The 12,874-nt window shown below is 56.3% G+C and carries 11 protein-coding genes and 1 riboswitch; of the genes, 3 read left to right on the top strand and 8 right to left on the bottom strand.

Annotated features, from left to right (window positions below; translation table 11 throughout):
• Positions 1 to 226: 226 nt before the first annotated feature.
• Together murI and btuB are read right to left on the bottom strand one after the other, a co-directional pair.
• On the bottom strand, positions 227 to 1,078 hold the full coding sequence (gene murI, locus HMPREF3143_RS04860) for a glutamate racemase (RefSeq protein ID WP_023293583.1): 852 nt from the start codon (positions 1,076 to 1,078) through the stop codon (positions 227 to 229).
• Complete coding sequence (btuB, locus tag HMPREF3143_RS04855) at positions 1,023 to 2,870, bottom strand: TonB-dependent vitamin B12 receptor BtuB (RefSeq protein WP_070531992.1); 1,848 nt, start codon at positions 2,868 to 2,870, stop codon at positions 1,023 to 1,025. Before btuB ends, murI begins: the two co-directional genes overlap by 56 nt.
• Positions 2,871 to 2,935: 65 nt before the next feature.
• Positions 2,936 to 3,112: riboswitch (cobalamin riboswitch) on the bottom strand.
• 104 nt (positions 3,113 to 3,216) lie between these two features.
• On the opposite strand from btuB, the gene trmA reads away from it, so the two are divergent.
• On the top strand, positions 3,217 to 4,317 hold the full coding sequence (trmA, locus tag HMPREF3143_RS04850; protein WP_070531989.1) for a tRNA (uridine(54)-C5)-methyltransferase TrmA: 1,101 nt from the start codon (positions 3,217 to 3,219) through the stop codon (positions 4,315 to 4,317).
• Positions 4,318 to 4,403: 86 nt separating this feature from the next.
• Here trmA and HMPREF3143_RS04845 read toward each other — a convergent pair whose 3' ends face one another.
• Together HMPREF3143_RS04845 and fabR are read right to left on the bottom strand one after the other, a co-directional pair.
• Positions 4,404 to 4,763, bottom strand: a complete 360-nt coding sequence (locus HMPREF3143_RS04845) for a YijD family membrane protein (RefSeq protein WP_008501783.1) — start codon at positions 4,761 to 4,763, stop codon at positions 4,404 to 4,406.
• Between the two features lie 9 nt (positions 4,764 to 4,772).
• The gene (gene fabR, locus HMPREF3143_RS04840) at positions 4,773 to 5,411 is read right to left on the bottom strand and encodes an HTH-type transcriptional repressor FabR (RefSeq protein WP_008501784.1); all 639 of its coding nucleotides are present in this window, start codon (positions 5,409 to 5,411) and stop codon (positions 4,773 to 4,775) included.
• Between the two features lie 196 nt (positions 5,412 to 5,607).
• On the opposite strand from fabR, the gene sthA reads away from it, so the two are divergent.
• Positions 5,608 to 7,008, top strand: a complete 1,401-nt coding sequence (sthA, locus tag HMPREF3143_RS04835; protein WP_008501785.1) for a Si-specific NAD(P)(+) transhydrogenase — start codon at positions 5,608 to 5,610, stop codon at positions 7,006 to 7,008.
• Here the strand turns inward: sthA and oxyR are convergent.
• The 4 genes from oxyR to argC form a co-directional block, all read right to left on the bottom strand.
• Positions 6,991 to 7,908 carry a DNA-binding transcriptional regulator OxyR gene (oxyR, locus tag HMPREF3143_RS04830; protein WP_008501786.1) on the bottom strand — a complete coding sequence of 306 codons (918 nt, stop codon included), beginning with the start codon at positions 7,906 to 7,908 and terminating at the stop codon, positions 6,991 to 6,993. The genes sthA and oxyR overlap by 18 nt on opposite strands.
• 294 nt (positions 7,909 to 8,202) lie before the next feature.
• Positions 8,203 to 9,576 carry an argininosuccinate lyase gene (argH, locus tag HMPREF3143_RS04825; RefSeq protein WP_070531986.1) on the bottom strand — a complete coding sequence of 458 codons (1,374 nt, stop codon included), beginning with the start codon at positions 9,574 to 9,576 and terminating at the stop codon, positions 8,203 to 8,205.
• 105 nt (positions 9,577 to 9,681) lie between these two features.
• Positions 9,682 to 10,458 (bottom strand): acetylglutamate kinase, encoded by a 777-nt coding sequence (argB, locus tag HMPREF3143_RS04820; RefSeq protein ID WP_086538377.1) that lies wholly within the window; start codon positions 10,456 to 10,458, stop codon positions 9,682 to 9,684.
• 6 nt (positions 10,459 to 10,464) lie between these two features.
• Positions 10,465 to 11,469, bottom strand: a complete 1,005-nt coding sequence (argC, locus tag HMPREF3143_RS04815; RefSeq protein WP_070531983.1) for an N-acetyl-gamma-glutamyl-phosphate reductase — start codon at positions 11,467 to 11,469, stop codon at positions 10,465 to 10,467.
• Between the two features lie 88 nt (positions 11,470 to 11,557).
• On the opposite strand from argC, the gene argE reads away from it, so the two are divergent.
• Positions 11,558 to 12,709 (top strand): acetylornithine deacetylase, encoded by a 1,152-nt coding sequence (argE, locus tag HMPREF3143_RS04810; RefSeq protein ID WP_008501790.1) that lies wholly within the window; start codon positions 11,558 to 11,560, stop codon positions 12,707 to 12,709.
• Positions 12,710 to 12,874: the final 165 nt, after the last annotated feature.

Here is a 12,874-nt window from a genome sequence, read left to right as displayed (position 1 = left end):
TTTCGCTCACCGTTGCGAGGTCCCGTATATTACGTTTTCCTCATTCAGAGTCAAGTGATTATTTTCGCTTTTCTCTGTTGGCGTTCATCTCTGAACCCCGCTAACCCGGCGGCCTGTAAGCCGTTGTTCCGTGTCAGTGGAGGCGCATTATAGGGAGTTCTCAGACGTTGACAACCCCCTCTTTAAAAAAAAACTTTCAACCGTCTCTTTTTTGCTCAAAACCGTGCTACAGCGCCAGTTTTTCGAGCGTTTCAAAGCCATAACGGCGTAAAACGGGTAAAAGTTGTTCAGTTTCTTTTGTTAACGCCATACAAAACGCGATATTCGCATCCGTAGATTTCGCATCCGGGGCCTCATGCTCCAGCAACCAGGCCGTACGACGGGCGATAGCCGCACCGGAATCCACCAGGCGTGTCCCCTCCGGCAGCACCTCTAATAGCTCTTCCTGGAGTAGCGGGAAGTGGGTACAGCCCAACACAACGGTATCCGGGGGTTCAGGCATCCGCAGCCACGGACGAAGAATACGACGCAGCTCGTCGAGTGATACCGCCTTGCCATGCAGCTTCGCTTCCGCCATCTCTACCAGCTCAGCCGAACCGAGCATCGCAATCTGGCATTCGTTGGCGAAACGGTCGATCAGCTCGCGGGTATAAGGACGCTTTACCGTACCTCGCGTGGCCAGCAGGCCCACAATGCCGTTCGCCGTCAGACGCGCGGCAGGCTTTATTGCCGGGACGACGCCCACAACCGGGAACTGGAATTTTTCACGCAGGGCGGGAAGAGAAACGGTGCTCGCCGTATTACACGCGATAACGGCCAGCGCAAGGGGATAACGCTGTTGTACCGCAGTGACGATTTCCACCACGCGCTCGACAATAAAATCTTCGCTCTTTTCCCCATACGGGAAAGCGACGTTATCGAAGGCGTAGATGTAATGGAGATCCGGCAGGAGATGCCGAATCTCATCATAGACCGAAAGCCCACCGACGCCGGAATCAAACACCAGCACGGTAGGGCGCGGATTAGAAGGTGTAGCTGCCAGACAAGGTGTATTCCCGTCCTGCAGTTTGGTAGCCATAAACTGTCTCGTAATCTTTATCGAACAGGTTGGCTATTTTACCACGAACTGTAAGGTGTGAGGTGACAGGATACGAAACTGCGACATCCCACAGGCTTACACCGCCCATTTTTACTTTCTCAGACGGGTAAGTACCAAAGTCAGTGTCGTAACGCGTACCGAGATAGTGATAAGTCAGGCTCCAGTCGAAATCATAGATCTGCGTGTCGAGCTGATATTTCACCTGCTGCTTAGCACGACGATCCAGAAGTTCGTTGGTTGCGGCATTTCGGGCATCCACGTAGTCATAGCCAACAGTATGCGTCAACGGACCCGTATCAAACGATGCTGTCGCTTCCACGCCTTTAATGCGCGCTTTACCGACGTTGTAATATTGCTGAAGGTTATTATCGAAGTCGATGAGATTATCAACGTCATTACGGTAGCCGGATACGCGCCAGCTCACGCCCGCCGTCAGGCCTTCAAACGCACCTTCCCACTGCTTGCTCTCTTCTGGATCAAGATGGTCATTGCCATAGAAACCGTAGAGTTGACCCAGATTCGGTGCTTTATAGGCCGTACCATAAGAAGCAACGAAACGGTAACCCTCCACGAACTCCCAGGCCGCACTGCTTTGCCAGGTGCCATGACGACCGAACTGAGAGTTGTCATCGCTGCGAACCGCCCCTTCCAGGGTGAAGTCACCAAACTGCTGCAGCCCGGTCAGGTAGACGCCGGTGTTACGCAGGTCGTAGCCGTTGGTCACGTAGTTTGTACCCGGCTCGGTGCTCTGCTTCTGCCAGTCAACGCCCGCGCCAATGTTCCCATGGCCAACATCAACGGAGTTGAGCCACTGGACGTTGTACTGTTTGATTTCATCCAGCGTGGCTGTCGAATCGTAGCGGCCTAAATTTGGGTCGTAGTTATAGTCCTTGCTGTGGCTATAGCTGGTGAGCAGCTGCGAATGGAAGATGTCATCGTTGAAGCGCAATCCTGCATCCCAGGTCTGGCTATAGAGCTGGCGGGTATCGACCAGCACGTCAGGCGTAAATGAGCTGTAGTAGCCGTCGTAGGCCGTACGGTTGCTGTAGCCAAAGCCGCGCACATAACCGCTCCACTGGTCTGAGAATGCGTGATCCAGTGCACCGTAGAGCGTTTTATTCATAAAGCCGTCGCGATCGGTCTGGGCAAGGCCACCATTGTTGCCGTCCGCAACCACATCAAACCCTTTGGTATAGGTGTAATCACCCGCAAGCGTGACGCGCGTGCTGTTGCCCAGTGTTTGCTGAGTACTGCCGCCATAATTCTGGTAGCCGTGCGAGCCTACGCCAGCATTCAGCGTGGTACCGTCCTTCGCACGAGTAGTAATAATGTTTACGACACCACCAATCGCGTCTGAGCCGTATACCGCCGAACGCGGTCCACGAACATATTCGATTCGCTGTACCAGGGAGATTGGGAACTGGCTGAGATCGGACGACCCCGTGACGCCCGCCTGGTTAAGGCGGATCCCATCAACAAGGATCAGGACGTGGCTGGAGTTGGTGCCACGGATAAAGAGAGAGGAGAGTTGCCCCATCCCACCACTTTGCGCCGTATCCACGCCGGGCAGGCGACGCATAACGTCCAGCACCGAGGTCGACTGCCAACGGTCAATATCGGCACGCGTCACAACCGAGGCTGCAGCCAGAATAGTTTTTTCAGGTTGTTCGAAACGATTTGCCGTCACCACCAACGAGTCTGCGCTATCCTGCGCCCAGCCCGAAAATGCCGTGACGGACAACGCCGTCAGCAGCGATACTTTTTTAATCATTGTTAAAGCATCCACAATATAAGAAGGATGCCGCAGGCCTCATCGATAGCACGCGATGATGAAACCAAATGCGACGTGATCCCGGCAGGTCTTCGGGCTAGGTGGCTATATAAGGATGAAGACTTCCCATTTTCACAGTGTCTACAACGCTCATCCCGCCAGTCTTTACCGCTGCGCGTCAGCTCCAGATTTACACTGGATTCCCTTTTCACTCTCAGGAGACCGGAAACAGAATGCTACAATTAGACACGTATGGATGTCCAGACAGCTATTGGCCATTAACTCTGGACATCCCCTGAACAATGCCTACAATCGCCGCGTAATTCTTTATCACTCAGGACGCATCATGACCCCAGAACACCTCCCGACAGAACAGTACGACGCGCAGCTGGCAGAGAAAATCGTCCGCCTGCAAAGTATGATGACGCCTTTCAACGCGCCCGTTCCCGAGGTGTTCCGCTCTCCTGTCAGCCACTACCGCATGCGTGCCGAGTTCCGCATCTGGCACGACGGTGACGACCTGTACCACATCATTTTCGATCAGCAGACGAAATCCCGCATTCGCGTGGACAGCTTCCCGGCAGCGAGCGAGCTTATCAATCAGCTGATGACGCTGATCGTTGAAGGCGTGCGTAACAACCCGGTGCTGCGCCACAAGCTGTTCCAGATTGACTACCTGACCACGCAAAGTAACCAGGCGATTGTCTCCCTGCTATACCACAAAGCCCTGAACGACGAGTGGCGCGAGCAGGCCGAAGCCCTGCGTGATGCGCTGCGTGCGCAGAACATCAACGTTCACCTGATTGGCCGTGCGACAAAAACCAAAATCATGCTGGATCAGGACTACGTCGACGAGCGCCTGCCGGTGGCGGGTAAAGAGATGGTCTATCGTCAGGTGGAGAACAGTTTTACCCAGCCGAACGCCGCGATGAACGTGCAGATGCTGGAGTGGGCGCTGAAGGCGACGGAAGGGTCTAAGGGCGATCTGCTTGAACTCTACTGCGGTAACGGCAACTTCTCGCTGGCGCTGGCGCGTAACTTCGATCGCGTTCTGGCAACGGAAATCGCCAAACCGTCGGTGGCCGCCGCGCAGTACAACATTGCCGCCAACCATATCGACAACGTGCAGATCGTTCGTATGGCCGCAGAAGAGTTCACGCAGGCAATGAACGGCGTACGCCAGTTTAACCGTCTGGAAGGAATCGATCTGAAGAGCTACCAGTGTGAGACGATTTTTGTCGACCCGCCGCGCAGTGGCCTGGACAGCGAAACCGAGAAGATGGTGCAGGCGTACCCGCGTATTTTGTACATCTCCTGTAACCCGGAGACGCTGTGCAAAAACCTGGAAACGTTAAGCCAGACGCACAAGATTGAACGTCTGGCGCTGTTCGATCAGTTCCCGTATACGCACCATATGGAGTGCGGCGTTTTACTCACGGCGAAGTAATGAAGACCTTGTAGGGCAGGTAAGCGAAGCGCCACCTGCCAAAAAGCCGGATGGCGCTTCGCTTATCCGGCCTACAAAACCCTTATCTACTCCGGTAACTGGCTCTTACGGCTACGCATGCGCGAGCCAATCCAGAACACCAGCGCAACAGACAGTACCGCAGGGAAGAAGTTAGAGCCGATATCCGGATACTCCGCGCGCACCACCGTGCTGTACAGCAATACGCCCAGAATAAAGCAGGCGGCGGCCAGCCCCGGTAACCCCACCGGCATGGTGCGGTTCAGGTAGCGTTGATGCAGGCAGTACACCGTCAGCACCAGCGCAATCAGCGGGAAAATCGAAAACGGCACGATGGAGCTAAAAATAGCGGCGAACGTACCATTAATGGATAAGCCAGCGATCAATGCCAGCAACAGCGTCCCTTTATCCTGACCTGACTGTTTCATTACTCACCTTCACTCTTCGGTTTGATGTGCCAGTTTCTCTTGTTCACGGCGATACCAGTAGTACGCGCCTTTGGAGATCATCCTGAGCTGCAATACCAGTCGCTCTTCAAGCTGCTTGCGTTGTTCAATGCTGACATCCAGCGCTTCGGCACCTGCGCTGAAAACAATCGTCACCATCGCCTCGGCCTGTGCTTCGGTAAACGCACGCGGCATATGGTTTTCGAGTTCAAGATAGTCGGCAAGTTCCGCGATGAAGTGCTGAATTTCACGCGCGACGGCGGCACGAAACGCCGCCGACGTGCCCGAACGCTCGCGCAGAAGCAAACGAAACGCGTTGGGGTTGTTGCCGATAAATTCCATAAAGGTCGACACGGAGGTACGGATCACGCTGCCACCTTTGGCGATACGCTGACGCGCCTGGCGCATCAGCTGGCGCAGCATCAAACCGCTCTCGTCGACCATGGTCAGGCCCAGTTCATCCACATCACGGAAGTGACGATAGAAGGACGTTGGCGCAATCCCGGCCTCGCGTGCGACTTCGCGCAGGCTCAAACTGGCAAAACTTCGCTCAGCACTCAGTTGACTGAATGCGGCTTCCACCAGCGAACGCCGGGTTTTCTCTTTTTGTTGTGCTCTTACGCCCATCACGATAGTTGAATCCTTCCAAAGGCCTGATGGCACTATACCAGAGAATAAAATTAATCTGTTTGCCTGGCTTTGTGAATGATTGTTTACGTGCGGTTTGTGCTCCACTGCCGGAAAAAAGCACAACGATAATTGGGTTACTCTGGCAATGATGTTATGATTCTGTTGCTTTTATGTATAAGAACAGGTAAGCCTTACCATGCCACATTCCTACGATTACGACGCAATAGTTATTGGTTCCGGCCCCGGCGGCGAAGGCGCTGCTATGGGTCTGGTGAAACAGGGAGCCAGAGTAGCGGTCATTGAGCGCTACCATAATGTCGGCGGCGGTTGCACCCACTGGGGCACCATCCCTTCGAAAGCCCTCCGCCACGCCGTTAGCCGCATTATCGAATTTAACCAGAATCCTCTTTACAGCGACCACTCCCGACTTCTTCGTTCCTCTTTTGCCGACATCCTGAATCACGCGGATACCGTCATTAACCAGCAGACGCGCATGCGTCAGGGGTTTTATGAGCGTAACCACTGTGAAATTTTGCAGGGCAACGCGCATTTTGTGGATGAACACACCCTGGCACTCGAATGCCACGACGGATCGGTTGAAACCATCACCGCTGAAAAATTTGTGATTGCCTGCGGTTCACGCCCGTACCATCCGGCCGACGTGGACTTCTCGCACCCGCGCGTCTACGACAGCGACTCGATTCTGAGCCTGCACCATGAACCCCGCCACGTCATTATCTATGGCGCAGGGGTCATTGGTTGCGAATATGCGTCGATCTTCCGCGGAATGGACGTCAAAGTTGACCTGATCAATACTCGCGACCGCCTGCTGGCCTTCCTCGATCAGGAGATGTCGGACTCCCTCTCCTACCACTTCTGGAACAGCGGCGTGGTGATTCGCCACAACGAAGAGTACGAGAAGATCGAAGGCTGCGACGACGGGGTGATCATGCACCTCAAGTCAGGCAAGAAGCTGAAAGCGGACTGCCTCCTGTACGCCAACGGCCGTACCGGCAACACCGATTCCCTGCAGCTGGAAAATATCGGGCTTGAAACCGACAGCCGCGGTCAGCTGAAGGTCAACAGCATGTATCAGACCGCCCTGCCGCACGTTTACGCGGTTGGCGACGTGATTGGCTACCCAAGCCTGGCCTCCGCCGCTTACGACCAGGGACGCATTGCGGCTCAGGCGCTGGTGAAAGGCGAAGCGACGGCGCATCTGATTGAAGATATCCCGACGGGCATCTACACCATCCCGGAAATCAGTTCCGTAGGGAAAACCGAGCAGCAGCTGACGTCAATGAAGGTGCCTTACGAGGTGGGTCGTGCGCAGTTTAAACATCTGGCGCGGGCGCAAATCGTGGGGATGAGTGTGGGTACGCTGAAAATTCTGTTCCATCGCGAGACGAAAGAGATCCTTGGGATTCACTGCTTTGGTGAACGCGCCGCGGAAATCATTCATATCGGCCAGGCGATCATGGAGCAGAAAGGTGGTGGTAACACCATTGAGTACTTCGTCAACACCACCTTTAACTACCCGACCATGGCGGAAGCCTATCGGGTAGCCGCGCTGAACGGCTTAAACCGCCTGTTTTAACGCGCTGTCAAAATGGCCATCCATCGCACCGCGGATGGCCTCTGCCAGCTGCTCATAGCGGCTGCGCAGCGGTGACCCAGGACGATAGACCAGGCCAATCGTACGACGCGGCTCTGGCTTAATGCACGGCAAGTAGACCACGCCATCACGCTTACGCTCGTGCGGCACCGCCAGCGCAGGCAGCAGCGTAATACCACTTCCCGCCGCGACCATATTTCGCAGCGTTTCCAGGCTGGTTGCGCGGAAGTGGGTATCTTCATCAGCACCCGCTTCGAAACAGAAGCCCATAGCCTGGTCGCGCAGGCAGTGGCCATCTTCCAGCATCAGCAGCTTTTCACCCGCCAGATCGGCCATCGGCACGCGATCGCGGTTCGCCCACGGGTGATCTTCATAGATCGCCAGCATCATCGGCTCATCGAACAGCGGCACTTCAATAAAGGCTTCGCTCTCTTTTACCAGTGCCAGAATGGCGCAGTCGAGCTTGCCGCTGTCCAGCTGCGCCAGCAGCTGATGCGTCTGCGCTTCATGCAGGTACATTTCGAGTTTCGGGAACGTCTGGTGCAGCATCGGAATGATGTGCGGTAACAGGTACGGGCCAACGGTTGGGATCAGGCCAATATGCAGCGGGCCGGACATGGCCTCCCCCTGCTGGCTTGCCATTTCCTTGAGCACTTTGACCTCGCGCAGCACAGTGCGCGCCTGATCCACCAGCAGAAGACCTGCCTGTGTGAACAGAACCTTACGACTGGTGCGCTCCAGCAGCATCACGCCCAGCTCGTCTTCAAGCTTGCGGATCTGGCCGCTCAGCGTGGGCTGGCTGACGTGGCAGGAATCTGCCGCGCGGCGAAAGTGACGATGCTCGGCTAACGCTACCAGGTATTCAAGATCACGAATATTCATTATTCATCCTCCGTCGCCACGATAGTTCATGGCGATAGATAGCATAGCAACGAACGATTATCCCTATCAAGCATTCTGTTGAATAATACACCACATAGACGAGGCGGCACGTGTTTGACCCTTGACGTCCCCGCACCGTCAGCGAGTTTCTCTCAAAACTCGAACAACTAAAGCCAACGTGAACTTTTGCGGACCCCGTGGTCCGCTTTTTTTTGCGTAAAAAAGCCCAACTCAGGGTTGGGCTGGGGTTTTGTAGGTCGGGTAAGGCGAAGCCGCCACCCGACGTTTCAGGCATCAAATCAGGCGGTTTTTCGCCTCCGCAATGGCCTGCGCCACCTGCTTCGGCGACACGCCGCCTTTTGCCGCACGCTTGTCCAGGCAGGACTGCAGCGCCAGTATCGGATACACATCATCCCCGATAGCCGCGCTGAATTTTTGCAGGTCGGCCAGCGCCAGATCTTCCAGCGGTTTAACCTGACGAATGGCTTCCACTACCGCTTCACCGACAATATGGTGCGCTTCACGGAACGGCACGCCCTTCGCCACCAGATAATCCGCCAGCTCGGTCGCGTTCGCATAGCCCTGCTGCGCCGCTTCCTGACAGCGCGGACGCTTCACCTGAATGCCGTCCAGCACCAGCGCGCCCATATGCAGACAGTCGAGCCAGGTGTCGAGCGCGTCGAACAGCCCCTCTTTGTCTTCCTGCATATCTTTGTTGTACGCCAGCGGCAGCCCTTTCAGGGTCATCATCATGCCGGTCAGCGCGCCCTGCACGCGGCCACATTTCCCGCGGATCAGCTCCAGCGCGTCCGGGTTTTTCTTCTGCGGCATCAGGGATGAGCCTGACGTCACGCGGTCGGACAGCTCAACGAAGCCCGCTTCGCCGGAGTTAAAGAAGATCAGGTCTTCGGCAAAGCGCGACAGGTGCACCATCCCGATAGAGGCATTGGAGAGCAGCTCCAGCACGTGGTCGCGGTCAGAGACGCTGTCCAGGCTGTTACGGGTGGCGGAGGCAAAGCCCAGCCAGCCTGCCAGCTGTTCACGGTCGATTTCGTAAGCGGTACCCGCCAGCGCGCCGCTGCCAAGCGGGCTGACGTCCAGACGCTTCAGGGTATCCTGCAGACGGCTTTCGTCACGCGCCAGCATCTCAACGTAGGCCAGACACCAGTGCGCAAAGGTCACCGGCTGCGCGCGCTGCAGGTGGGTATAACCCGGCATCACCGCGTCCTGATTATTCTGTGCGGTCTCCACCAGCGCGGTCTGCAACTGACGGTTAGCCGCCAGCAGCTCCGCGACGGTATCTTTACACCACAGCTTCAGGTCGGTGGCGACCTGGTCGTTACGGCTACGGCCGGTGTGCAGCTTTTTACCCAACTGGCCGACCTTGTCGATCAGTTTGCCTTCCACCCAGCTGTGAATATCTTCAGCATCGCTCTGCAGAATTTGCTGCGGATCCAGACGTACCTCTTCCAGCAGGTTGTTCAGCGCCTCTTCCAGCTGCTGCTGTTCGTTTGCGGTCAGTACGCCAACGGTCACCAGCGCTTTGGACCAGGCCACAGAGCCGACAATATCCTGTTCGGCCAGGCGGTAGTCGAAGCGCAAAGAGTCGTTGAACTGTTTGAACCGCTGATCCGCTGCCTGTGTAAAACGCCCACCCCAAAGTGCCATAACGAATTTCCTTAATGATGATAATTTTGCCCGGTGGCGCTGCGCTTACCGGGCCTACACAATTCACGTAGGCCGGATAAGCGAAGCGCCATCCGGCACAGAATCTTAAGCCAGAATACGCGTGCCAATCGGCGTGCCGTTAAACAGCGCCGGGAGCTGCTCCGCGTGACGCCAGGAGGCGATATCAACCGGACGGCCCAGCGTGCGCGCCGCATCCAGCGCGGCGTTCACTTTGACGATCATGCCGTCGGTGATGATGCCCTGCGCAATCAGCTGCTCGGCTTTTGCCGCAGTCATTTCCGCAATGCGCTGGCCTTTACCGTCCAGAATGCCGCTCACGTCGGAGAGCAGGATCAGGTCCGCACCCAGCGTTGCCGCCAGTGCAGTTGCCGCCTGGTCAGCGTTAACGTTCATCAGCTCGCCCTCTTCGGTCACGCCGATAGAGCTCACCACCGGCAGGAAACCGCCTTCCAGCAACGTGTTAATCAGCTTAGGCGAACCCGGCTGCGCCAGTCCAACGTGACCGAGCGCTTCGTCGAGCTGGGTCACTTTTACGCTGTCGCCATCGCCCAGATAGAGGCCAACGGAGGCAATGTGGTGTTTCTTCGCCCAGGACAGCAGGGTTTTGTTCGCCGTACCCGCCAGCGCACCGGTGATAATGTCAATCTGATCCGCAGGCGTCACGCGCAGGCCGTTCTTCTTGATCACCGGCAGGTTGAGCCCTTTCATCAGCTCATCCACCACGCAGCCGCCGCCGTGCACAATCACCAGCGGACGTTGGTGTGATTCGCGATAGTTCACCAGCGCGGTAAACAGACGCTCCAGCGCTTCTTCGCTGTCCAGCAGTACACCACCGAGTTTGATAATTAATGGGTTCATCATCACACCTTAAATAAGAGCCTGCGTTTCCGGGAAACCGAAACGAATATTTGCACACTGCATTGCCTGAGCGGCAGCGCCTTTCAGTAAGTTATCTTCTGCGGCCACCACGATGAGATGCTCACCCTGCACGGCAAAGCCGATGTCGCAGAACGGCAGGCCGACCACATTTTTCAGCGCCGGCACGCCTTTGTCGTACAGGCGCACCAGCGGTTTGTCCGCATACGCCTGCGTGAAGACCTCATTCACCTGCTCTTTGGTCACGCCCGGCTTCAGGCGGCAGGTAATGGTTTCGAGGATCCCACGCGGGAAGCTGCCCAGGTGCGGGGTGAAAATGACGTCCGCGCACAGATGCGTCGTGATTTCAGGATGATGACGGTGGTTAAACACGCCATACGGCTGAAGGCTCACTTCGCAGAAGCTATTGGAGATCGCCGCCTTGCGTCCTGCACCGCTCACGCCGCTGGTGGCGTTGATCACCGGCCACTGATTCAGATCCAGCAGACCCGCGTCGATCACCGGCTTCAGGGAAAGCTGCGCCGCCGTCGGGTAGCAGCCCGGAACGGCAATCAGGTCCGCTTCTTTCAGTTTATCTGCGCTCCACTCCGCCAGGCCGTACACCGCTTTTTCAAGCAGATCCGGATGCTGATGGGTGAAACCGTAATATTTTTCGTAGAACGCGCCATCGTTAACGCGGAACGCGCCGGAGAGGTCGAAGACCACGCAGCCAGCCGCCAGGAACTGCGGCGCCAGGTCGTGGCTGACCTCATGTGCGGTGGCTAAAAACACCACGTCGACGCCGTCGGTAAACTCGCTGATGTCAGACATGGGCTGCAAAGGCAGATCAACCAGGCCCTTAAGCTGCGGATGCAAATCGGAAATTAACTTTCCTGCATCATTGCTTTGCGCTGACACGGTCAAAGCGGTTATGGTCATATGTGGATGGCGATTCACGTAGCTTACAAGCTCTGCGCCCGCATAACCGCTAGCGCCTACAATCAGCGTATTCAACATCGGGTTCCTTTATGCTCAACGTTAATGTATTTTTATTCACATTTATTGCATGAATATTGATACTATCACGACCTAAGGTGTGTCAACAATGAAAATGAACTTACCGCCATTTATCGAGATCTACCGCGCCCTGATTGCCACACCGTCCATCAGCGCAACGGAAGAAGCGCTGGATCAGAGCAATGAGTCTTTAATCAATCTGCTGGCGGGTTGGTTTAGCGATCTTGGGTTTAACGTTGAGGTTCAGCCCGTCCCCGGCACTCGTCACAAATTTAACCTGCTCGCCAGTACCGGAACCGGTGCGGGCGGCCTGCTGCTGGCCGGTCACACCGACACCGTGCCGTTTGACGATGGCCGCTGGACGCGCGATCCGTTCACCCTGACCGAGCACGACAACAAGCTCTACGGTCTGGGCACCGCAGACATGAAAGGCTTCTTCGCCTTTATCCTCGACGCGCTGCGTGACGTGGACGTGACGAAGCTGAAAAAACCGCTCTACATTCTGGCGACCGCCGATGAAGAGACCAGCATGGCGGGCGCGCGCTACTTCTCAGAAAACACGTCGATTCGTCCGGATTGCGCGATCATCGGCGAGCCGACGTCTCTGCAACCGATTCGCGCACATAAAGGCCATATCTCTACCGCCGTGCGCGTGCTCGGCCAGTCCGGCCACTCCAGCGATCCGGCGCGCGGCGTCAACGCCATTGAGCTGATGCATGACGCCATCGGCCGCATCATGACCCTGCGCGACGATCTGAAAGAGCGTTACCACTATGAGGCGTTCACCGTGCCGTATCCAACGCTCAATCTCGGCAGCCTGCACGGCGGTGATGCCTCGAACCGTATCTGCGCCTGCTGCGAGCTGCACATGGACATCCGCCCGCTGCCGGGCATGACCCTGAGCGATCTGGATGGTTTACTGAACGAAGCGCTGGCCCCGGTGAGTGAGCGCTGGCCGGGCCGCCTGACGGTCTCGGAACTGCACCCGCCGATCCCGGGTTATGAATGCCCGCCGGACCATCAGCTGGTCGAAGTGGTGGAAAAGCTGCTCGGTGAAAAAACTGACGTGGTGAACTACTGCACCGAAGCGCCGTTTATTCAGACGCTGTGCCCGACGCTGGTTCTTGGCCCTGGCTCCATCAACCAGGCGCACCAGCCGGATGAATATCTTGAAACCCGCTTTATCAAGCCCACCCGCGAACTGATTACCCAGGTTGTACATCATTTCTGCTGGCATTAATGACCTTTCCCCTCTCGTAAGAGAGGGGAAAATCCCGCGATCTCCGTCACATTTCCATAAGCATCTCTTATCTGACGCAATGCGAATTAAATTTCGTAAATTGCCCACATTTATTCGTTTGCTGAACCGTTTTCGCAGCAATTGACGACGGGGGTTTTACGTGGC

The organism is Enterobacter sp. HMSC16D10, assembly GCF_001807145.1.
GTDB classification, from domain to species: Bacteria; Pseudomonadota; Gammaproteobacteria; order Enterobacterales; family Enterobacteriaceae; genus Enterobacter; species Enterobacter roggenkampii.
This window is presented reverse-complemented; position numbering and strand designations above follow the sequence as displayed.